This window comes from Paenibacillus sp. FSL k6-2145, assembly GCF_037976585.1.
In the GTDB taxonomy this organism is placed as follows: Bacteria; Bacillota; Bacilli; order Paenibacillales; family Paenibacillaceae; genus Paenibacillus.
Window position 1 is genome coordinate 2,631,709 of the sequence record NZ_CP150267.1, and the last position, 21,258, is coordinate 2,652,966.

Annotated in this window: 23 protein-coding genes and 1 riboswitch; of the genes, 16 read left to right on the top strand and 7 right to left on the bottom strand. The window is 46.8% G+C overall.

What is annotated here, in order from left to right; all coding sequences use genetic code 11:
- Positions 1-27 precede the first annotated feature (27 nt).
- The 5 genes from NZ043_RS11765 to NZ043_RS11785 form a co-directional block, all read right to left on the bottom strand.
- Positions 28-786 (bottom strand): ABC transporter permease, encoded by a 759-nt coding sequence (locus tag NZ043_RS11765; protein WP_091038150.1) that lies wholly within the window; start codon positions 784-786, stop codon positions 28-30.
- Positions 786-1,076 (bottom strand): thiamine-binding protein, encoded by a 291-nt coding sequence (locus NZ043_RS11770; protein WP_017690996.1) that lies wholly within the window; start codon positions 1,074-1,076, stop codon positions 786-788. Before NZ043_RS11770 ends, NZ043_RS11765 begins: the two co-directional genes overlap by 1 nt.
- A 254-nt stretch (positions 1,077-1,330) precedes the next feature.
- Complete coding sequence (locus NZ043_RS11775; protein ID WP_339311892.1) at positions 1,331-2,371, bottom strand: ABC transporter substrate-binding protein; 1,041 nt, start codon at positions 2,369-2,371, stop codon at positions 1,331-1,333.
- A 221-nt stretch (positions 2,372-2,592) separates the two neighbouring features.
- Positions 2,593-2,705, bottom strand: a riboswitch (TPP riboswitch).
- 145 nt (positions 2,706-2,850) lie between these two features.
- Positions 2,851-3,606 carry an NAD(P)-dependent oxidoreductase gene (locus NZ043_RS11780; protein WP_249912990.1) on the bottom strand — a complete coding sequence of 252 codons (756 nt, stop codon included), beginning with the start codon at positions 3,604-3,606 and terminating at the stop codon, positions 2,851-2,853.
- A 17-nt stretch (positions 3,607-3,623) separates the two neighbouring features.
- Positions 3,624-4,010, bottom strand: a complete 387-nt coding sequence (locus tag NZ043_RS11785; RefSeq protein ID WP_047840371.1) for a VOC family protein — start codon at positions 4,008-4,010, stop codon at positions 3,624-3,626.
- A 183-nt stretch (positions 4,011-4,193) separates the two neighbouring features.
- Here NZ043_RS11785 and NZ043_RS11790 point away from each other — a divergent pair, with 183 nt between their 5' ends.
- The gene (locus tag NZ043_RS11790) at positions 4,194-4,694 is read left to right on the top strand and encodes a hypothetical protein (RefSeq protein WP_339311895.1); all 501 of its coding nucleotides are present in this window, start codon (positions 4,194-4,196) and stop codon (positions 4,692-4,694) included.
- A gap of 443 nt (positions 4,695-5,137) precedes the next feature.
- Here the strand turns inward: NZ043_RS11790 and NZ043_RS11795 are convergent, their stop codons facing one another.
- On the bottom strand, positions 5,138-6,373 hold the full coding sequence (locus NZ043_RS11795) for an MFS transporter (protein ID WP_339311897.1): 1,236 nt from the start codon (positions 6,371-6,373) through the stop codon (positions 5,138-5,140).
- 387 nt (positions 6,374-6,760) lie between these two features.
- On the opposite strand from NZ043_RS11795, the gene serS reads away from it, so the two are divergent.
- Positions 6,761-8,059, top strand: a complete 1,299-nt coding sequence (serS, locus tag NZ043_RS11800; RefSeq protein WP_339311899.1) for a serine--tRNA ligase — start codon at positions 6,761-6,763, stop codon at positions 8,057-8,059.
- A 223-nt stretch (positions 8,060-8,282) separates the two neighbouring features.
- Here serS and NZ043_RS11805 read toward each other — a convergent pair whose 3' ends face one another.
- Positions 8,283-8,486: a hypothetical protein gene (locus NZ043_RS11805; RefSeq protein WP_133386936.1), complete on the bottom strand. Its 204-nt coding sequence runs from the start codon at positions 8,484-8,486 to the stop codon at positions 8,283-8,285.
- 181 nt (positions 8,487-8,667) lie between these two features.
- Here NZ043_RS11805 and NZ043_RS11810 point away from each other — a divergent pair, with 181 nt between their 5' ends.
- The 14 genes from NZ043_RS11810 (at position 8,668) to NZ043_RS11875 (ending at position 21,090) form a co-directional block, all read left to right on the top strand.
- Entirely contained in the window at positions 8,668-9,774 is a 1,107-nt protein-coding gene (locus NZ043_RS11810; RefSeq protein ID WP_133386935.1) for an Ig-like domain-containing protein, read from the top strand.
- Positions 9,775-10,149: 375 nt separating this feature from the next.
- Positions 10,150-10,701 (top strand): GrpB family protein, encoded by a 552-nt coding sequence (locus NZ043_RS11815; RefSeq protein ID WP_339311903.1) that lies wholly within the window; start codon positions 10,150-10,152, stop codon positions 10,699-10,701.
- Between the two features lie 4 nt (positions 10,702-10,705).
- A complete protein-coding gene (locus NZ043_RS11820; protein WP_339311905.1) occupies positions 10,706-11,113 on the top strand; it encodes a DUF2809 domain-containing protein in 408 nt (135 codons plus the stop codon).
- 28 nt (positions 11,114-11,141) lie between these two features.
- Positions 11,142-11,699, top strand: coding sequence for a GNAT family N-acetyltransferase (locus NZ043_RS11825; RefSeq protein ID WP_289390989.1), 558 nt, complete (start codon positions 11,142-11,144; stop codon positions 11,697-11,699).
- A gap of 51 nt (positions 11,700-11,750) precedes the next feature.
- Positions 11,751-12,080: a DUF952 domain-containing protein gene (locus tag NZ043_RS11830; RefSeq protein WP_091038169.1), complete on the top strand. Its 330-nt coding sequence runs from the start codon at positions 11,751-11,753 to the stop codon at positions 12,078-12,080.
- 68 nt (positions 12,081-12,148) lie between these two features.
- Entirely contained in the window at positions 12,149-12,739 is a 591-nt protein-coding gene (locus tag NZ043_RS11835; protein ID WP_339311909.1) for a DUF1572 family protein, read from the top strand.
- Positions 12,736-13,326, top strand: a complete 591-nt coding sequence (locus NZ043_RS11840) for a histidine phosphatase family protein (RefSeq protein ID WP_091038172.1) — start codon at positions 12,736-12,738, stop codon at positions 13,324-13,326. The genes NZ043_RS11835 and NZ043_RS11840 overlap by 4 nt, the downstream gene beginning before the upstream one ends.
- A gap of 3 nt (positions 13,327-13,329) precedes the next feature.
- Positions 13,330-14,163 (top strand): DUF2785 domain-containing protein, encoded by an 834-nt coding sequence (locus NZ043_RS11845; protein ID WP_339311911.1) that lies wholly within the window; start codon positions 13,330-13,332, stop codon positions 14,161-14,163.
- 38 nt (positions 14,164-14,201) lie between these two features.
- Entirely contained in the window at positions 14,202-14,918 is a 717-nt protein-coding gene (pxpB, locus tag NZ043_RS11850) for a 5-oxoprolinase subunit PxpB (protein WP_289390991.1), read from the top strand.
- On the top strand, positions 14,915-15,949 hold the full coding sequence (locus NZ043_RS11855; protein WP_339311914.1) for a biotin-dependent carboxyltransferase family protein: 1,035 nt from the start codon (positions 14,915-14,917) through the stop codon (positions 15,947-15,949). Before pxpB ends, NZ043_RS11855 begins: the two co-directional genes overlap by 4 nt.
- A complete protein-coding gene (locus NZ043_RS11860) occupies positions 15,946-16,719 on the top strand; it encodes a 5-oxoprolinase subunit PxpA (RefSeq protein WP_091038179.1) in 774 nt (257 codons plus the stop codon). Before NZ043_RS11855 ends, NZ043_RS11860 begins: the two co-directional genes overlap by 4 nt.
- Before the next feature lie 86 nt (positions 16,720-16,805).
- Positions 16,806-17,264 (top strand): NUDIX domain-containing protein, encoded by a 459-nt coding sequence (locus NZ043_RS11865; protein ID WP_091038181.1) that lies wholly within the window; start codon positions 16,806-16,808, stop codon positions 17,262-17,264.
- 682 nt (positions 17,265-17,946) lie between these two features.
- Positions 17,947-18,363, top strand: coding sequence for a pyridoxamine 5'-phosphate oxidase family protein (locus tag NZ043_RS11870; RefSeq protein WP_036673192.1), 417 nt, complete (start codon positions 17,947-17,949; stop codon positions 18,361-18,363).
- Between the two features lie 477 nt (positions 18,364-18,840).
- Entirely contained in the window at positions 18,841-21,090 is a 2,250-nt protein-coding gene (locus tag NZ043_RS11875) for a bifunctional 2',3'-cyclic-nucleotide 2'-phosphodiesterase/3'-nucleotidase (RefSeq protein WP_339311917.1), read from the top strand.
- Positions 21,091-21,258: the final 168 nt, after the last annotated feature.

Consider the following 21,258-nt stretch of genomic DNA (forward strand, 5'->3'; position numbering starts at 1 on the left):
CTTCCTAATATACAGATTACATCTTTACTACCGCTTCTGTGGCCGCCAGCGCACGAGCAGCTTCTCCAATAGTGCAATGAGCAGGAAGAGCAGTAAGCTGAGAGCGACAATAATCATGATTGCCACGAATAAACGATCGGTGCGATAAGCCGACTTTTGCAGCATCATATAATAACCAATACCCTTGTCTGCACCAATCCATTCGGCAATGATGGCACCCATCACGCTATAGGTAGCGGCGATTTTGACACCGGAGAACACGGATGGCAGCGCATGGGGAAGCTCCAGCTTCCAGAAAATCTGATGACGTTTCGCACCAGCCATGCGCATATAGTTCATCATCGCCGCGTCAGTACGGGTCAAGCCATCCATCGCCGCCACTGCAACAGGGAAGAAGCAGACGAGGATGATCGTAATCAGCTTGGGCAACAGCCCGAATCCGAACCAGATTAACAGGAGTGGCGCGAGCGCGATGGTCGGGATATTTTGACTAAGAATAAGTAAAGGGTACAGGGCCGACTTGAGAAAAGGGACCAAATGCAGCACCATCGCTATCAGTAATCCGACCGCTGTGCCAGCCGCGAATCCAATCAGTGTTAACTGAATGGTTGCGGAAGCGTGCATGCCAAGCCGTTCGGCCTGGGTTGCCGCTTCGCGGGCGATGTCGGACGGTGCAGGCAGCATCCATTTCTCAATATGGAAGAGGGAGACGGCTCCCTGCCATATCGCTATAAAGAGAATAACCGCCACAATGGGCGGCCATACACTTTTGAAATAGGCAGGCATTAGCGATACTTCTCCGTCAGGGTGTCCATGCTGAAGCCGGTAGGGCTATGGGCGATTTTGATCTGGGAGATGATGCTTGGGCTACCAGCCTCCACGAGTACCTCGTGCATTTTACGGACAACCTCCAGCAGTTCCTCCAGTTCCCCCTCCATCGTGGTGTCGAGCGCGTTCACCTGATATTTCAGGCCGGATTGCTGAATAACTTCAATTGCGCGATCTACATAAGGGTAAGAATTCTCGCCATTTGGCGTTTTGGGAATAACCTGAATGCTAAGTAATGTGCTTGCCATGAGAGATCACTTTTCCTTTCGTGATAAATTGCATGAATTGAACCAGGTTTACACTTATCACTCCGATTGCAGTACCCTCTTACGATCACTGTTATCCCCGGATTTCTTTAATGAATTTCAATGGAGGAAATCCGGGGATAGCATATGCTTCCGAAGGAGCTTTCTTTCAGAAAGCTTTTAGGTGAGCGCTTCGCTTCTTCAGATGGGTTCTGCACTCTTCGTTCTTGTGTAAAAAAGTTAAACTTAAGCAAATTTTATTGGGGTAAAAACTCGTTTGTATATGCCTTGCTTACATCGATCTGTTCATCCAGCAGTTTTTTGCTAAACATCCAGTCGGTGTAGTTCTGCCACACTTCCTGCTTTTGCTCACCCCAGCGCCGGGCGTCATCCGTGTACTTTGGACTAAGCCATTTCTGGCTTGCCAGTACCAAGTCTTTATCTAGATCCGGTACGGCCTTGATCAGAATGTTCGCTGCGTCTTCGGGATGATCAATCGCATATTGATACCCTTCTGAAGTGGCTTTCAGGAATGCTTTCACCAACTCAGGGTCGTTTTGGATCGTCTGCTCGTTTGTTACAAGGACAGGTGTGTAGTAATCCAATGCATCTGAATAATCCTTCACATATAACATGTCGATCGGTTCTCCGCGCAGTTCGGCTTCAATACCTGTCCAGGCGTAGAAAATCCACGCGAAATCAATGTCCCGTTTCACTGCGGTGAAAAAGTCAGCGTCACCCATATTAATGTTTTTCACTTTGGATACATCGGCGCCTTCGCCCTCCATAATGGATTGCATCACGGCTTCTTCGACTGGGGAACCCCAACCGCCATAGGTTTTACCTTCAAAATCTTTCGGTGATTTGATATTCCGATCCGCCGGAGCAGCGAACCCGGATGTATTATGCTGAATAACTGCTGCGATGGAGACGAGAGGAACACCCTGTGTGCGGGCTTGAGTTACACTCTCCTGATAACTTACGCCAAACGGTACTTCATTGGAGGCAACCATCGTATCTGCGCCACCGGCACCTGGTTGTACAATCTCCACGTTCAAGCCTTCGGCCTTGTAAAAACCTTGATCTACAGCCGCATATAGGCCGGTATGATTCGTATTCGGTGTCCAGTCGAGCACCACTTTAATATCTTTCAGGGCGGCAGTGTCACCTTTGTTACTGCTTTCCGCATTTGTGTTGCTGTTCTGTTCTGCCGGGGCAGCTTCTTTGCCGCCACATGCGGCTACAGTCACCATAAGCACGCATAAGAGCATCAATCCCATCGTTTTACGCCATTTCATCTGTAATTCTCTCCTTCGATATGTCCGGCCGAGTGGCACGGGGTACTCCTTGGCTTCATATCCAATCATCTTGCATAAATCAACAGATTTATACCAGTTGAGATCTGAATAACGTCACTTTTTTTAGCTCTCTGGCTATATAAAAGAACATTAAAAAAGCGTCCCGTATTCCGGGACGCGTGCAGGCGTTAGAGAGGTGGCGTTCAGCCATAGGGCTGTGCCATTTCGATATACTCCGATTCCTACGCTGGCATGATCCAGATCAGGTCTAAGGGTTAGTATCTTGGTGGGATACACTCTCAGCCGGCCAATTCCGACTCCCCTGGGAAACTATGAAGTTACGGGCATTACTAGGTGTAATTATAGGCCAGCGGGTGGAACGTGTCCAGTCAGGAACTGGATGGGGACACGTATGAACTTATCAAACAGGCCGTTATACATATGTATAACAGCCTGTTTAGATGTGTTATTTTCAATAATTATCGTGGCGAATCATATAAGGCAATCTGGCTGAGTGCAAAAGCATCGGATTTTGGGTCATAGCCTACCTGTTTCTGAGTGGTTTCCAGATTCAATCGTTTAAACCGATTATTCGAGATCCCATGCAGTATGGTGAAGGGCTCCAGATTGGTAGCTGTAATTGCTTTGAACATCAAATCACACAAGTCAGCCGGACTAATATACGCGCTCATATCCCTTGCTTCCAGCGCTGGTCCGTCCGGTTGAAAATCATCATATGCACCTATACGTATTGCTACACTTTGTAAACCTTCGGTATACGCAAAATAGGAAGCGAGCGATTCTCCGAAACATTTGCTAACCCCGTACAAATTCCGTGGGCGTGTTGGCATGTCCGGATAGACTTGAGCATCAATGGGATACCCCTCAATCGTCTGTGCACTGCTCGCCAGAATGACTCTTTGCACACCTTGCTCCTTAGCTGCACGGAATACATTAAATGTACCTTTGATATTGATGTCCAACAACGATTCATAGAATCCGGCATTCGGGGAAGGGTCTCCCGCCAGATGTACTACCACATCCATGCCTTCGCAAGCATGCTGACAGGCTTCAGGGTCTGTCACATCCAGTGTCATGATCTCATGGTCGGTTTCTTGATACGTATGCAGTCTGTCGATATTCAAATCCGTTAGTCGCAGGTGATATGCTTCTGACAAGTGTTGGGACAAGTCCCGGCCAATTTTCCCGGCTGCGCCGGTAATTAAAATGTTCATGAAATCAACTCCAATTCTTAGCGCTGGAAGAACTCAATCCATTCCTTTTCAGGTCCATAGATGAAGAAATAGCGGTAACCGTTAGGCAGTGTAATAATCTCTCCATCAATAAATACGGCTTTGGTGGCTTGGATGCGTTTGTACTCAGAATCAAGGTCATCTACATGGATCGCAAAATGGTGTACCGTACCTTCGGAAGGCAGCTTGTCGCTGTAACCTTGAATTAACTCAATCTCAGTCTCATTACTTCCATTGAAGCCAAGGAAGGCGAGCTGAATGACGCCGTTGGTATGGGTTACCCGGTCTTTCAATTCAAGACCAACAATCTCCGTATAGAAACGCAGCGTGGTCTCCAGATCACGAACGGCAATACCGACATGGTCAATGCGCTTTTGAAAACTCATAATTAAATTCCTCCATATGTAGTGAATGTTTCTACCATTTTAAGGGATATCATAGGGCTGTACTACATGGTTGTCAAATCCAATTTTAAATTGGAAAAATCATAATTGTTCACAGAATGTTCACTTATGTGGAGGGTTTGGTCATCTCTATAATTACGAAGGTAAACAGAGAGGATGAGAGAATTGCCAACCAGCAAAAAGGAACAGATTATTTTCGGATTAATGATGTGTACAGGAATGGTCTTGGTCATGATGTTCTTCAATCTATGGCACAGTGGGTTACTCGGCAAGATGTCCCCGCTTGAGATACTGCTTCAATTCATACTATGTTTTGTCATCGCGTTTCTGGTGGAGTCTTTCATTGTTGGCCCTGTGGCGAGAAAGATTGCATTCTCCTTGCCCTTTGACAAGTCCAACATGATTTTGGGTGTGCTCGTCATGTCATTTTTCATGGTGATTGGCATGGTTCTGATCATGTCCATGTATGGAATGATCTCGGCATATCTTGCGAATCAGTTAAGTGGGGCTTCCTTACTCCGTACGTACCTTCATACAATCGCTCGTAACTTCAGCCTGGCGTTTCCATATCAATTGATCATTTTGGGACCACTCGTACGATATGTATTCGGTAAATTCATCAAGGATAACGGGCCCGTAATGCCTGTCGTTAACAAAAGTGTGTGATTCGGTTGGCCATAAGTATTTCCTGGGCAATCTTGTGCAAAAGAATAGATATTATTCTCACCTTTAATGAAAGGTGAGAGAGAGGCAAAGATAGGACACTTGCCACCATTACAGCGCTAACGAATCAAGAACGCCTTATTAGGCCAGTTTTTAGGGAATGAAAAATCTAACGAATCTCAGGGGTGTTATTATGCAGAAAAACTGCAACGAGACCTTGAATTTTAGATAATTATCTATAATAACGTCTCTAGGATTCGTTAGATTTCAAACATGCAGAAATGGAGGGGAATAGCGTGTGCTAGGTTCGTTACAACAGAGTAACGCTACAAAAAAATGTCCACCGTCAGGTCATGACAGTAGACATTTCAATCTCAATCTCAATCTCAATCTCAATCTCAATAATAGGTAATTCTAATTCTCAGGACTGCAACGACACATAACTGTTAAGTCGCTGGATCGACCACATGTTTGTTCTGCCATTGATACGTGATCACGCTAATGACAAGCAGGCCAACTGCAAAGATCGCAAGCATCCATGCAGACTGATTAACTGCCAGATGATCAAGACTCCATCCCGTAGTCAAAGGCAGAATGGCACCGCCAACTCCACCTGAGGCAATCAAAATGCTGGGTGTGGATTCTTCTGTTCCGGGCAGCAGTTTACTGGCGAAGACAAGGGCAATGGAGAAAATACCTGACATCGCAAGTCCAAGCAGCAAGATGATGAGAAATGCAGACCAGATTTGGTTTGTAAATGGAAATACCATTAACAAAAGAACAGATGCAAGACAACTGTACAGGACATAGACGCGGTATTGGAATTTCTCTGCGATATACCCGGCGAAGAGTCGTCCCACGGACATGGCAATCCAGAAACAGGTGACACTAAGCGCTGCTCCGGCTTCCTTCATGTTCATTTTCTCAATCAGAATCGCTGGCATGAAGTTCGCAAGACTCATCTCTGTGCCAACATATAGGAAGAAGAAGAGGACGAATAATCCCAGAAGAGTTCTGTTACGGCCACGATAGGTTGGACTGGATGTACTTGCAGATGCGGGATGCATCTCACCCGATGTCCCAGCAGTGTGGGCATGTACTGAACCGTTATTAGAACTACGTCGCTCCAGAAACTTATCGAGTTCACCGAATGATCCTTTTGCCCAGAAAACAAAGGTCAGCGCGGCGCAGATCGCAACAACGAGAAAAGAAAGGCGCCAGTATCCGGCAGCAATCAGACCGCTGGCAATGAGCGGCATGACCATCGCTCCGATCCCGAATAACACTTCCAGTCGACTCATGGCAACGGCCGTATTGTCTTTGATTGCAGCGATGATAATGGTGCCAATGACAGCCTCAACCATTCCGAATCCGAAGCCGGCTGCGGGTGCGATGACGAACATCCAGCCCCACGGTGGCAACAGCATGTAGGATAATTCTGCAATGCAGAGCAACGCTGTGGCGATTAACAGGCCTCCCCGTTTACCAAAGCGTCTGTTCAGCCATGGAGATAACAATACACCACCGAGGAATCCGGCAAATTGAGCAAAGATCAGCGTTCCGCCTTGGCTATAATCTTTGCCGTAATGTTCAAGTGCAACCGGTAAAATGGAACCGAGCACAACGTGGGCAAGTCCAATCAGGAAATAGGACAGACATCCGATCCAAAGTAATTTTTTCATAAAGAACTCCTTCTACTTATATACATAAATTGAGGATCACAATAAAGCGCAATCTTGAAGACAAAGTCTATCATAACAGGACATGTTACGATGTGCCATGAATTCCTGATCGATACAGAAGGTTGCAATTTGGTCCGGCGTTCGTATATACTGAGACCAACAATTACAGATCGGACCATGCCGTTGAAGAGCATCCAACTCGGAGGCGTTTTCGCCAGGGGAGCGATATTTCCCCAAGTTAACCGGAACCGCCCGTTATCGCGGACCAAGAGGCTGGAAGCAGGATATCCTGATTCAGCAAGTTGGGTGGCACCGCGAGCAGAGCGCTCCTCGTCCCAAGGGATGAGGGCGCTCTTTGTATTTTTACAGCCAAAGGAGACGGTGACCATGTTAGAAATGAAATGGATTCGGGCACATGCAGAAGAGGTTCAGGCAGCAGCAGACGGGAAAAAAATCAAGATCAACATTCGCACATTGTTAGAGCGTGATGAAGAACGTAGAACACTTTTGCAGGAAATGGAAGAAGGTCGCAGATTGCGCAATACGTTATCTGCAGACATTGGCAGACTCATGCAAGCTGGGAATCGGGAACAGGCAGAGGGTTTGCGGGCCCAGGTGAAACAGATCAATGAACAGTTGGAATACGTGGAAGCGAAGCTTGCCCCTGTGCAGGAGGAAGTAACCAAGCTGCAATGGCTGGTACCCAATATCGTATCTCCGGATACCCCGAAAGGCACGTCGGATGCGGATAATGTGGAGCTGCGACGTGTGGGAGAGGTGCCAACGTTCGAGTATAACACCAAAGATCACGTGGAGCTTGGGGAGTTGCATGATCTGATCGATATTCCTCGTGGAGTTAAGATTGGCGGTACGCGAAGCTATGTATTGAAAGGTGCGGGCCTGTTATTGCATCGGGCAGTACAGCAACTTGCGCTTGATCTGCTGCTAAAGCACGGGTTTACACCGATGGAGGTACCGCTGATGGTCAGGGAGGACGCCCTGGTGAACACCGGGTTCTTCCCAACCGGTCGAGATCAGGTCTACGAACTCGAAGGGGAGAACAAGTGGCTTGTGGGAACTTCTGAAGTGCCGCTGGTCTCGTATTATGCCGATGAGATTGTTGATGTTAAGGATCCGGTGAAGCTGGCTGCGGTATCGACGTGTTTCCGCAGTGAGGTTGGCTCCGGCGGACGTGATGTACGCGGTTTGTACCGTGTGCATCAGTTTGCCAAAGTCGAGCAGGTCATCCTCTGTGCCCCTGATGCGGCAGAATCGGAGCGCATGCTGCAAGAGATTACGGGACACGCCGAGGAATTGCTGCAATTACTTGAACTGCCGTATCGTGTTGTCGCTGTATGTACCGGGGATATGTCGCAGAAAACGTACAAACAGTATGACATCGAGACCTGGATGCCAAGCCGCGGTGCATATGGAGAAACGCATTCGTCGTCGAATCTGCATGATTTCCAGGCTCGCCGTTCAAATATTCGTTGCCTCGATGCCGAAGGCAAGTTGGCCTACTGTCACACGCTCAATAATACGGCGGTAGCGTCGCCGCGTATCCTGATACCTTTGCTTGAGAATCATCAGCAGGAGGATGGAAGCATTCGCATTCCGGCAGCCCTGCGGCCCTATATGGGCGGGGCCGAGAGCTTGATTTTGCCAGAGCAGGATGAAGTGAAGTAGAGAGGTTAGGTAACGCTCTAGTAATTCAAAAAGGGGATGTTCCAAACGTCATGTTGCATGTGACGATGGACATCCCCTTTTCAACGATAACACTATTTAACGAACCGATCTCCTACTATGTTGTGCCAAATATAACTGATGGTTAGTGCTCGGACCTAAGATATAGCTTTCTTAATCAGAATTTTCTTCGTTTATGTAAGTAAATAAAATTATTTCTTTAATGTCAACGCAGCTTCCATTCACGCTCGTTAATGATTTCAATTTGTCCAGATTCAAGGGCTTTTTTGAAACGATTGCGGGCTGTTTTCATCAATAGAACCACTTCGTCTTCAGGACGAATCTTGGTGGATGTCGAAGTGACGATAGCTTTCATACGTTTACGGTTATTTTTAGGTGAAACCATATCAAGCAAATTCTTTTCGATCATACATACCCCACCCCCATCTTTTAGGTTTATTAAAACAGTATTACGCGGCCTTCCCATATTATACAATGAAAATCATGAATTGTTCCAAGACTCCCACTTATGTTATTCAACTTTATGCAATTCGTATCCGATATAATATAATAGAAGTAAAATATTGGATTATGGGAGTTGGAAATTAAAAATGAGTAGAATCAAACTGGCGCTTCGAGGCACGCTTGCTCTAATTATGACATTAACAATACTGGTCCCTTCGTTGGCCTTGGCGGCTACTGGTGACGTGAAATCGATTGAAATAACCAATAGCAGCCCGCAGAAGATGAGTGTTTCCGAAACAGCTGCGCTTCAGGTGATGGCAACGGTAGAAGGTTTTGATAACAAGCAGGATGTTACCGAGGGCGTGACTTGGTCCACCAGTAATGCAGCGGTTGCGACGATGGTGAAAGGCAAAGTCAAGGCTGTAGCCGCAGGCGAAGCAACCATTTTTGCAGAGGTAGACGGGGCTAAAGCCCAGTTGGTTGTCCAGGTGCAGGAGAAGATCAAAAGCATCAAAGCTTCACCGAAATCCTACAGTTTTGTAAAAGGCAGTGAAAGCAACCTTCCGAAAGTAAGCATTACCCGTGCGAATGGGAAGGAAGAAGACGTAACGTCCGAGATTGTGTGGTCCGTATCCACTTCTTCGGCTGTGCTGGAAAACGGTAAAATCAAAGGCGTTACACCCGGCCGAGTAATGCTGCAAGGCAAATACGGCTCAGAGACAGTGAAAGTTCCCGTTGCCGTGACGGACGAGATTACCAAAGTTGAGGTCACTCCTGCCACAATGCAGTTGAACATCAAGAAGTCCAAGGCGTTGAAGGTCATCGGCACCTATGCGAATGGCAAAACCATTAACCTTTCGAAACAAGTGATATGGACCTCTTCCAATACAAATGTAGCTATCGTGAAAAATGGAGCAGTCAAAACGCTGACAGAAGGACAAGCCACCTTGACAGGAACTTATCAAAATCAGACAATAAAGGCAGAGGTTACCGTTGTACCTTTGCTCAAAAAGTTGATTACAGGCCAGAAAAAACTGGTTTTGTCCCCACAGGGAAGTACAACGCTGAGTGTGATGGCACAGTATGATACGGGTAAAACCACTGTTGTGACGAACAGCGCGGTGTGGAGCAGCACAAAGCCGGGCGTAGCGACAGTAACAAATGGCAAGATCGTGGCTGTAGGCAAAGGTAAAACGTCTATCACGGCCAAGTGGGGCAACAAAAAAGTGACGATCCCTGTTACGGTAAAATAAATCTTCATATAATGAAGTGCTTTGCATCAATTCAAAGATAAAATCAATACATGACATCGTTAATATCATCAATGTAACAGACAACCAGGGGCGTAGACATACGCTCCTTTTTGGATATATAGAAATATGTATCTGGAATGCCTTCTGCTTGAACAACAATATAACGGGATTGGATGGGATGAATATGAAAGCTTCGATAATAAGCGCAGACCCTAACTCTAGCGATCTGGCTTACCTGAAATATCTTCTTTTATCCCTAAGTTCCATACTTACATTTCAACGGAGTACTACGATTGAGTGCATGAAGCAACGCACCTATGAAAAATACAGAGAAGGTTACCATTTAAAATGTCATGGTCAAGAGGAGGTACCTGAATGACAGATCCATTGCAACCGGAAAACTGGCCTGCCTGGGCGACAGAGTCGGTAGAGATTGCTCCGGCCAACCTCAATTGGGATGCACAGGCTCAGGAAGAAATCCGGCAACTTAAACACCTTTTACAGCAGTTGAATATCCATCAATTCGAACATATCGGAAGCACATCCATTCCAGGGTTGCTCGCCAAACCCATTATTGATCTGATGGCAGAGGTACAGTCCTGGGATGACATGGATCTGATTGCCGATCAGCTGAATCCGTTGGGCTGGAACTATGTTCCGCCTGAACTGGATGGCCGGGATTATCGACGATTCTGGGTGAGAGTTAAGGATGGCAAGAGAGCTGTACACCTTCATCTAATGCGCCCGGGAGAGGACCGTTGGGATCGTCAAATTCGGTTTCGGGATGTGCTGAGAAAACGCCCAGATCTGGTGGAAGCTTACGCCGTCCTAAAGACGAAGCTTGCTGATGAGAATAAGGAAGACAGGGAATCGTATACCGCTGCCAAAACGCAATTTATTTTACAAGTGCTTGATGAAGGCTTGTGATCAATTGAAAAGCGTACATATCAGAGAAAGGCTGATCTATTTCCTCGCAGTCATGATGACCATGGCGGCAGGACTCGCATCCAGACACTTTGGTGATCGATTGCCGGATTGGGTGCATGAACATTCCGGAGATGCATTATGGGCGGGCATGATTTATTTCGGAGTGCGCATGGTGTGGCCTCGTCGCAGCTTGGTATGGGCGATGAGTTTGAGCTGTGTATTCTGCTGGATGATTGAGTTCTCACAGTTGATTCAGACGCCTTGGCTGATTGAGATACGCTCAACCGTATGGGGTGCTCTTGTTCTGGGACATGGGTTTCTGGTGATTGATCTGATTCGATATACGGTCGGAATTCTGTGCATGGTGATGATAGATCGTTATTTCCTGAGAAATAAGATGGCTGGATCATGAAATCAAGTGAATCATGGAGGTGTGCTGAATGAATGTAGAAAAACTTTTTGCCGAATCGCCGGAATTCGAAACACAGCGGTTAAAGCTGAGACGCCTTGCGATGGATGATCTCGATGAATATTATGCATTTGCCTCTGATCCGCGAGTGAGTCAGCAAAGCTTGTGGAACTGTCATGAGACGGTGGAGGATTCAATTCAATATATTCAGCGGGTACTGGATAATTATGAACGGAAAAATGTACATATCTGGGCTTTTGTCCTGAAGGAAACAGGGACCTTGATCGGGAGGGGTGGCGTCTTTCATCTCAACGAACCCATGCAGAGTGCTGAACTGGGATACGCGATAGCCAGCAGTCAATGGGGTAAGGGGCTTGCAGCAGAAGCGATGCAACCTATCGTGGATTATTGCTTTCGGGAACTGGACTGCAATCGGTTGGAGGGGAAATGTAATGCAGGCAACATAGGCTCTGCACGCGTAATGGAGAAGCTGGGCATGTCGTACGAAGGTTTGTTACGCAAACAGTTGAAGATCAAAGGTGTATTTACGGATCAAAAAGTGTACTCCCGTATCCGGGATGATCTATAATACTTCCAATGACACATAGGGTACATCGCAGAAATTGAAGGAGGCGGAACCATGATCTATAGTATTATTTCCCGTTCGTTGTGGGAGCAAGTGTCAAAGGGAAGTGAGTATGCACCAGATAGCCTGGAGACGGACGGATTCATTCATTGTTCCACCAAGGAACAGATCCCATGGGTAGCAGGGCAATATTATGCAGGCCGCACGGATTTATTATTACTTAGTATTGATGAGAAGGCGTTGAAGCCGGAACTGGTATATGAGGATCTCTACGAATTGAATGAGCTATTTCCACATATCTATGGAGAACTCAATCTGGATGCGGTTCGCAAAGTCATTCCATTTGAACCGAATGCAGACGGCACATTCTCATTTCCTGAATAAATAACATGTGACGCTTCTGTTTGGACGTGATCAGGGGACAACATACTTTTCCGAAGGGTGGTTAACGGATGGATATGAATCAGGTTTTTCTGGAGACAGCCGAGAAACAATTCCTGTATTACAAGCAGCTCGGGGAAAAAGCCATGGCACAACTGGAGTCCGAGCAATTGTTTCAATCCTGGAATGAAGACGCGAACAGCATTGCGGTAATCGTAAAACATTTATGGGGCAATATGCTGTCCCGTTGGACGGATGTACTGACAACAGATGGTGAGAAACCGTGGCGTGAACGAGATGCCGAATTCGTGAATGAACTTACATCCCGGGAAGAGTTGCTCGCTAAATGGGAAGAAGGCTGGACATGCCTATTCGAAGCCATTCGTTCGTTTACCCCGGAACAATTGTCTCATATCATATACATTCGAAATGAAGGGCATACCGTCATGGAGGCTATTATTCGGCAATTGGCGCATTATCCGTATCATGTCGGGCAGATTGTATTTGCCGCGAAAATGCTTAAAGAAACAGCTTGGGACAGTCTCTCCATTCCGAGAAACGGGTCTTCTCAATATAATGGCGGCAAATTTGCCAAGCCGAAGGCACGCAAACATTTTACAGAAGATGAACTTTATATAGAAAAAGGTGAGGAACAACAATGACTCAAATTGCATTGATTCGCCATGGAAGCACAGCGTGGAATAAGGAAAAACGTTCGCAGGGACAGACGGATAACCCGCTGGATCAGGATGGCAGGGAACAGGCCGTTTTACTTGCTGCGAGACTAGCCGAAGAATCCTGGGATGCCATCTATGCAAGTGACTTGGAGCGTGCAAGTGAGACGGCTCGCATCATTGGTGATCGCTTGGGTATTCAAGAGATTCATCTGGACCCTAGACTTCGCGAGATGGGCGGAGGACAGGTCGAAGGAACGACGGAAGAGGAACGGTTAGCCAAGTGGGGAGTAGACTGGAGTACTCTGGATCTGGGACGTGAGCTTGCAGATGCAGGGACTGTTCGAGGCAGTGCGGTGCTTGAAGATATTGTACAGCAGCACCCCGATGGAAGAGTGATCGTTGTCAGTCACGGAGCCGTTCTGCGGAATACACTGCGAGGTCTGGTGCCTGAGCTTGATATCAGCGTGAAGCTGTCCAACACATCCATTACCCGGATTGCCAAGAAAGATGATACGTGGCAATGCGAACTGTACAATTGCAGCGTGCATTTGAATTCGCCCAGGGAGTCTTAATAGATGGATGCTCTGACGTTAAAACAAAAATTACAGCATATTCAGTCGTCTAATCATTCCATTGATCATGAAGAACAGCCTTACGAATTGGCACTGCATATGATGCAGCATATTGGTAGTACTGACCCTGTCCTGCGGGATGAATTGATCTATGTTACGTTTGCAACATGGATTGGACAGGGTGTATTTTCGGTAGATCAGCTAAGGCATGTGTTGCAGTTGGCGCTGGACGATCAGCACCTGTTCTATGGGATCGGAGAGCTGGGAACGGATAGTGTGTTTACGCGGACGTTCTCTGTATTGTTACTGCCTCCAATTCTGAATGTGGATCGTCAGCGACTTTTCCTGGACAAAGAGGATATCGCAGGGATTCATCATCGGTTGACTACATATCTGGAACGTGAAAAAGATGTTCGCGGCTACGTCGATAATAAGGGCTGGGCGCATGCCCCTGCACACGCGGCGGATGCGGTTGAAGACTTGGCGCAATCGCCATATCTGGAGCGAACGGATCTGCTGGAACTTCTGCATGCACTCACTGTGAAAATAACGGAATCAAGTGTGGTTTACATCCATGATGAAGATCAGCGAATAGTGCATGCTGTAATTACCATTCTGCGTCGCAATCTGTTGGAGCCAAAGGATATTACGGTATGGATCGATTCCCTTCATCAAGGAGATCAGGCGGTGAACAGATCACTTCTGGAAACCAGTCATAGGAGCCTGAATGTGCGTCTGTTTTTGCAGACACTGTATCTCGCGATACGTACAGAAGAAGACGAGCCTTTTTCGTTGGTTCGTTCACTGGTATTGCAGGCATTGGAGAGAGATAAATAACGATACGCTAAACGTGTGGACAAAAGGGGAGATGGCGCATGACCAAATTGACGTATGCATGGACGGAAGAGATCTTATCACCGCTGGGTGAGACAGCAGTTATCATTCAGTGCGGAGATCAATTGTCTGACGCGGTGCAACGCAGAGTGATGTCTGTATGTGCTTTGCTGGAAAAATGCACTCTGTCAGCCATGATCGAATGGGTGCCTTCATATACGTCCGTTACAGTATTTTATGATCCGTTCATCTCCCCGTACCCCGAGTTATGCCGTATTCTGCTTCAGCAGTTGAATCAAATGAAGGAATCCGTCCAAGACAAACCCAGAACGGTCACGATTCCCGTATGTTATGGTGGCGAGTGGGGGCCTGATCTGGACTACGTTGCCAGTGAACATGGACTGACCCCAGAAGACGTTATTGCGATTCATACATCCGGGGAGTATCTCGTACATATGATTGGATTTGCACCGGGTTTTCCGTATCTCGGCGGGTTGTCTGAACAGATTGCTACGCCCAGACGGGCAACGCCAAGGCTTCGGGTTGAGGCGGGTACAGTAGGTATTGGTGGCAAACAGACGGGAATCTATCCAGTGGACACACCCGGAGGATGGCAATGTATTGGACAAACGCCACTCCGGTTGTTTCGGCCGGATGAGAACGTACCGAGTTTGCTGGCAGCAGGTGATCGGGTTCGATTTGAACAGATTACGATGCAGGACTATCTGGCGTTGAAGCGGAAGGAGGGCGAACGATGAGTATCGAAGTGATTCGCCCTGGTCTGTTATCTGCCGTTCAGGATGAAGGCAGAACCGGCTATCGCCGGTATGGTATTCATCCTGGCGGGGTCATGGACACCTTTGCAGCCAGAGCAGCCAATATGCTTGTGGCCAACTCCCGACATGCGGCAGTGCTGGAGATGACGATGACAGGGCCAGAGCTTCGATTTCAGGAGAGCCAGCTTATCTCATTATGTGGGGCCGATCTGACGGCAACGGTGGATCATCTGCCTGTACCTTTGTGGCGTCCGGTGCTGGTGCGGGCTGGAAGTGTACTGAAGTTTGGTCAATGTCGTCATGGTTTGCGTGGATATCTGGCGATTGCGGGTGGAATAGCTGTGCCTGAAGTGATGGGCAGTCGAAGTACAGACCTCAAGACAGGTCTTGGCGGTATGGATGGGCGAGCCTTACGCGTGGGGGATCTGTTATCCATAGGTGAACCTTCTGGTGAAGCGCAAGGTTGGATGCAGCGTATGGAGCAGCAGGTAAAGGAGAGTGAGCGGGACCACCGAATATTGGCGCCTGCGTGGCTTTTATCTGAACGGGAAAGACCTGACTATTATGGGCAACCTGTTATTCGTGTGATGGAGAGCAAGGATAGTTCGCTGTTCAGCCAAGAAAGTCTGGGACAATTCTATGCCGAAAAATACGTGATCACTTCACAATCCGATCGGATGGGCTATCGCTTGCAAGGCTCCAGACTGGAGCTGGATCAGGCCCTGGATCGGCTGTCAGAAGCCGTTACCTATGGCACAGTGCAGGTGCCACCTGATGGCCAGCCCATCATCTTGATGGCGGACCATCAGACGATTGGAGGTTATCCTGTCATTGCACAGGTAGCTCGGGTGGATATGCCTATCCTGGCTCAGGCTAGGCCAGGAACCCGAATTTCTTTTAAACAGATTACGCATGATCAAGCCGGACAGTTGTATATGGAACAGGAAATCAATATGCAGCTCATGGATAAGCTGATACGCAGAAGAATGGCTGGAATGGAGGGCACTCAATGAATACCCCCAAAACCTTGGATATCAATTGTGATCTGGGCGAAAGTTATGGTATATATCGCACTCTGTCTGACGAAGCCATTCTACCCTTGATTACATCAGCCAATATTGCCTGCGGGTTTCATGCAGGAGACCCGGCTACAATGCGGCTGACGGTGGAGAGGGCATTGGAGCATCGCGTTGCGATTGGAGCCCACCCCGGGTTGCCGGATTTGCAAGGGTTTGGCAGAAGACGTATGGACATTACCCCACGGGAAGCATATGACATGGTGGTATATCAGATGGGTGCGCTGGATGCCTTTGTCCGTGCAAGCGGAGGGCACATGCATCACGTAAAACCACATGGTGCCTTATACAATATGGCCGCAGAAGATGCGAAGCTTGCTGAAGCCATCGCCGAGGCGATCTATCAAGTAAAGCCTGACCTGTATTTGTATGGTCTGGCGGGTAGTGAGTTGATTCACGCTGCGGATCGCATCGGTATTCGCAGTGTGAGCGAGGTGTTTGCAGATCGAACCTATGGGGCGGATGGTAAGCTAACCTCTCGAAGCCAAGCAGGAGCTGTCATTGAAGAGTCGGGACAAGCGATTGCTCAAGTACTCCAGATGGTAAAAGACGGCGTGGTTGTATCCACGGACGGTACGCTGGTTCCCATTAAGGCAGAGACGGTCTGTATCCACGGTGACGGAGCGAATGCTCTCGCATTTGCTCAAGAGGTTCGTCGTGTGCTGGAATCGGAAGGCATTAAGTTATCCGTGCATACAACAGAATGATACGCCTGTTCAGCAGAACATTAGTAGTATCAGGTTGTTCGGATTGAACTTTGAAATCTTGGAATGACAAGGAGTGAATGAACAGAATGAAACCCATACGCAACTCGGCGAAAGCTGTCATTGTGCAGAATGGACAATTGTTGGTCATCCGGCTGGAAGATCAATATGGTACTGCTTATGTGTTCCCAGGTGGAGGACAGGAGAAAGGTGAAGAACTCAAGGATGCGGTCGCGCGCGAATGCCTGGAGGAGATTGGTCAGGCCGTGAACGTGGGAGAGCTGTTACATATCCGGGAGTATATCGGAAAAAATCATGAATTCGCCGAGTGGGATGCAGACATCCACCAGGTTGAATTTTATTTTGCGTGCAGCCTGATAGATCCGGAGGCAACCGTTTTTGAAGGCTCCAATCCAGACGACCACCAAGTCGCTGTGGAATGGATTGCACTTGAAGAGCTGTCCCAGATTCGTTTATATCCAAAAACAATTGGCGAATTGCTTCTTAAATCGGATTCTTCATCAATCTATCTTGGAGATCTGAATTAAAAAGATCCTAGGAACAATACGGGATAATCCCTTTATGTAAACATTTTAATAATCAGCTTTGCCGATTTTGTCACGTTTGCGTACAGGTTTAAGGGATTCACCATAGGTGAGGTGGGTACACTATAAGTACAGGCTTATTATAGAGTTGCATTAAGCTGTCTCTAGTTATAAGCGATTAATGAACTGTCATTAAACAAAAAGAGATAGTAACAATTACACTTCTCTTTGTACTTTTATTAATCAACCTTAATTGGGAGAACGGTAGACGTAGTGGAGGGGATAGAATCGATTCTGAGGAAGCGAAGTGTTCGCATGTATCTTGGATTTTCAATCATATATCCTTTGGAATTAAGCATTCACACGATAACGGAGAGGACAGAAGAAACCTGAAAAAGCGAAGCGATCGCCTAAAAGCTTTCTGAAAGAAAGCTACATCGGAAGCATACGCTATCACCGGATTTTCCCTTTAGAAAAAGGGAATCAAAAAAATCTGGGGATAACAGCGATTGGAAGGTTGTTCTGTCATCGTAGTGCCAGTGTGAATCGGTTTTAATCCAATGCATATGAGGAAGAGATCAGGATCATTGAGAGATAACAGCGATCCAAAGAACGATCCGTACCCGAAACGGCCGCCTACAAGAGTCCTTCCAATATACCTCCAAAACCGAAAGGAGCACTTCCCATGAACCAGAATGAATTGGAACAAAACATTGTAAAAGCATTGGAAAACAACCCTTTTTGCAGCTTCTCCACTGTGGAGAATGGTAAACCGAAATCTCGCTATATGGCGCTTTTCAACGATGGACTGAACATTCATCTGGCAACGAACCGCCGTACACACAAAGTAGAGGAACTGGAGAATAATCCGAATGTTAGCCTGCTACTTGGTTATGAGGCTGGTGGTTCCAAGGAAGTAGTTGAGATTGAAGGAACCTGTGAAGTGACAAAGAACGAAGGCTTGCGTGAGCAAGTGTGGAACGACGAACTGAAGGCGTGGTTCGATGGACCTAATGATCCAAACTATGTCATTCTGGACATCACCCCGACTCGTATTGAATACACAGGGAAAGATCATGAGCATCATGTGTGGGAACAATAATCCGAATATGAAAATAACCTCTGCAAAGTAGCGTCCTTATGCGAAAATACGCGCAGAGTTTAATCCAACCGTGAAAGCCATTAAGGTTTCACGGTTTTTGGCATGGATGAATAAAGCTGAATTGGATATACATGTAAGACACATGTAATATACGTATTTTAAAGATAATAAGCACTATATACCTACTAAAATGTTGAAAAAATTGTCGAAATCACGCATGATAATGTAAACTCGCCTAGGTATGTGCGTGTAATGTAAAAAATAATGCTTTTCAATGGCTGAGCATTGCGTTATGATTTGGAATGTAAACGACAAGCACAGACATAAATAGATGTTCATGTGAGATAAACTTACCTGAAATTCCGATGCGTGTCATCAGAGCGTCAGTACGCACAACCCATGAAATCTATCTTTTTTCTGCGCTCTTCGTTTGCCCATTAATGCATGATTCAATGTACATAACCGGGAGGGGTTATTTTGAAAACGAGTAAAAAAGTATTATCAAGCCTGACTGCCGCTTTGGTTGCATTAAACGTGCTTGCGGTGTTTCCGGTACCTGTATCGGCTGCGGATGCTGCCAAAGTTAAACTGCGGATCATGGAAACCACAGACATTCATACAAATCTGGTTAACTATGACTACTATTCCGACAAAGAGACAGACCAGTATGGACTTGCCAAAACAGCTACACTGATTAAGAAAGCCCGTGACGAGGCGAAGAACAGCCTGCTGTTTGATAATGGAGATCTGATTCAGGGGAATCCGCTGGGAGACTACTCTGCGAAAATTGATCCACTGAAAAAGGGTGAGACTCACCCTGTATATAAAGCGATGAATCTGCTCGATTATGATGCAGGTAACATCGGTAACCATGAATTCAACTATGGTCTGGATTTCTTGGACATGACGCTGGAGGGAGCAAACTTCCCTTACATTAATGCCAATGTCTATGTAGACGATGGTGATGATGATGAGACAAATGACAAGAATTACTTCACACCGTATGAGATTTTGGATAAAAAGGTAACGGATGAGACTGGCAAAGAACATACGATCAAAGTAGGTGTGATCGGATTTGTACCGCCACAAATCATGCAGTGGGACAGCGCTAACCTTGAAGGCAAAGTAATCGCCAAGGATATTATTGCTACCGCGAAAAAATTCATTCCAAAAATGAAGGCTGAAGGTGCCGACATTATTGTAGCTATTCCTCACTCCGGATTTGAGGAAATTCCTCAAACGGATCTGATGGAGAACTCCGTACTGTATCTGAGCCAAGTTGAAGGCATTAATGCCATTCTATTTGGACATGCCCACAAAGTGTTCCCAAGTGCTGATTTTGCCGGCAAAAAAGGGGTAGACCTTGAGAAAGGTACAATTAATGGCGTTCCTGCTGTAGAGCCAGGGTTCTGGGGTGATCATCTTGGTATCATCGACCTGGATCTGGAGCTGGTTGATGGCAAATGGAAAGTGGTGGATTCCAAAACGGAAGCACGCCCAATCTATGACACAGCCAACAAAAAACCATTAGTAGAGGCTGATCAGGACATCATTGATGCGGTTCATGAAGAGCATGAAGGTACATTGGAGTATGTTCGTGGTCCGGTGGGCGAAACGACTGCACCTATTAACAGCTTCTTCGCTCTGGTTCAGGATGATCCATCCATTCAGATCGTAACGAATGCACAGAAATGGTATGTCGAAAAACATATGCAAGGTACGGAATACGAGAAAATCCCTGTATTGTCCGCAGGTGCACCATTCAAAGCCGGTGGACGTTCAGGCGCTTCGTATTACACGAATATTCCTAAAGGCACCATTGCGATCAAAAACGTTGCTGACCTGTACGTATATCCAAATACGGTACATGCTGTAATGGTTAACGGCGCAGAACTGAAAGAATGGCTGGAATGGTCTGCAGGCCAGTTCAACCAGATCGACCCGGCTAAAGGTGGACAACAACAACTGATCAACAATGACTTCCCAACGTACAACTTCGATGTTATTGATGGTGTAACATATCAGATTGATGTGACGCAACCAGCCAAATACGATAGCAAAGCTACGATCGTTAATGCATCCGCAAGCCGGATCAAGGACCTGAGCTTTAACGGAAAACCGGTTGACCCAGCTCAAAAATTCATTGTAGCGACAAATAACTACCGTGCTTCTTCATCCAAACTGGCTAACCCGGACGGCAAACGGATCGTTCTGGCTGCACCGGATGAGAACCGTCAAGTGATCATCGACTACATCCGTGAGAATAAAACGATTAATCCGGCAGCGGACGGCAACTGGTCCCTGGCACCAATTAAACCATCTGCTGGTGTAACCGCAGCAGCACTGAATGATCTTGAAGTTGTGTTTGCTTCTTCCCCGGATGCGAAAGGTCTGGTTGAAGCGAACCCGGCGATGTCATTCATCGGTACAAACAATGAAGGTTTTGCAGAGTATGGCTTGAAACTGACAGGTGAAGCAACGACAACACCTGAAACAGGTACGGAGCCAGCTCCAACGCCTAAACCAACGCCAACACCGACGCCTAAGCCACAACCTGAGAAACCGGCAACCAACAACAAGGTTGTATATGTAGTGAAAAAAGGGGATAACCTGTACCGCATTGGTTTGAAATATGGTGTGGACTGGCGCAAACTTGCGACAGCTAACAAAATCTCAAATGTGCATAACCTGAAAGTTGGACAGAAAATCGTGATTCCCGCTTCTTAAAGTTTAATAAGTGGTGAGGAGACCGACAGTCATCAGACTGTCGGTCTTTTTTTCTGCAAATTTGAATATATTTGTTCCAAGAACCGTCATACAGGAAGTCATCAAAACAGTAGAGATTAATTTTAAGACCCATGATATAATATTTACAAACTTTGGGTATATACAAGT

Bases quoted from the DNA above. Each gene is read 5' to 3' on its own strand.
- NZ043_RS11765 (WP_091038150.1), bottom strand. From the start codon at position 786: ATGCCTGCCTATTTCAAAAGTGTATGGCCGCCCATTGTGGCGGTTATT.
- NZ043_RS11770 (WP_017690996.1), bottom strand. From the start codon at position 1,076: ATGGCAAGCACATTACTTAGCATTCAGGTTATTCCCAAAACGCCAAAT.
- NZ043_RS11775 (WP_339311892.1), bottom strand. From the start codon at position 2,371: ATGAAATGGCGTAAAACGATGGGATTGATGCTCTTATGCGTGCTTATG.
- NZ043_RS11780 (WP_249912990.1), bottom strand. From the start codon at position 3,606: ATGAACATTTTAATTACCGGCGCAGCCGGGAAAATTGGCCGGGACTTG.
- NZ043_RS11785 (WP_047840371.1), bottom strand. From the start codon at position 4,010: ATGAGTTTTCAAAAGCGCATTGACCATGTCGGTATTGCCGTTCGTGAT.
- NZ043_RS11795 (WP_339311897.1), bottom strand. From the start codon at position 6,373: ATGAAAAAATTACTTTGGATCGGATGTCTGTCCTATTTCCTGATTGGA.
- serS (WP_339311899.1), top strand. From the start codon at position 6,761: ATGTTAGAAATGAAATGGATTCGGGCACATGCAGAAGAGGTTCAGGCA.
- NZ043_RS11805 (WP_133386936.1), bottom strand. From the start codon at position 8,486: ATGATCGAAAAGAATTTGCTTGATATGGTTTCACCTAAAAATAACCGT.
- NZ043_RS11810 (WP_133386935.1), top strand. From the start codon at position 8,668: ATGAGTAGAATCAAACTGGCGCTTCGAGGCACGCTTGCTCTAATTATG.
- NZ043_RS11815 (WP_339311903.1), top strand. From the start codon at position 10,150: ATGACAGATCCATTGCAACCGGAAAACTGGCCTGCCTGGGCGACAGAG.
- NZ043_RS11825 (WP_289390989.1), top strand. From the start codon at position 11,142: ATGAATGTAGAAAAACTTTTTGCCGAATCGCCGGAATTCGAAACACAG.
- NZ043_RS11830 (WP_091038169.1), top strand. From the start codon at position 11,751: ATGATCTATAGTATTATTTCCCGTTCGTTGTGGGAGCAAGTGTCAAAG.
- NZ043_RS11835 (WP_339311909.1), top strand. From the start codon at position 12,149: ATGGATATGAATCAGGTTTTTCTGGAGACAGCCGAGAAACAATTCCTG.
- NZ043_RS11840 (WP_091038172.1), top strand. From the start codon at position 12,736: ATGACTCAAATTGCATTGATTCGCCATGGAAGCACAGCGTGGAATAAG.
- NZ043_RS11845 (WP_339311911.1), top strand. From the start codon at position 13,330: ATGGATGCTCTGACGTTAAAACAAAAATTACAGCATATTCAGTCGTCT.
- pxpB (WP_289390991.1), top strand. From the start codon at position 14,202: ATGACCAAATTGACGTATGCATGGACGGAAGAGATCTTATCACCGCTG.
- NZ043_RS11855 (WP_339311914.1), top strand. From the start codon at position 14,915: ATGAGTATCGAAGTGATTCGCCCTGGTCTGTTATCTGCCGTTCAGGAT.
- NZ043_RS11860 (WP_091038179.1), top strand. From the start codon at position 15,946: ATGAATACCCCCAAAACCTTGGATATCAATTGTGATCTGGGCGAAAGT.
- NZ043_RS11865 (WP_091038181.1), top strand. From the start codon at position 16,806: ATGAAACCCATACGCAACTCGGCGAAAGCTGTCATTGTGCAGAATGGA.
- NZ043_RS11870 (WP_036673192.1), top strand. From the start codon at position 17,947: ATGAACCAGAATGAATTGGAACAAAACATTGTAAAAGCATTGGAAAAC.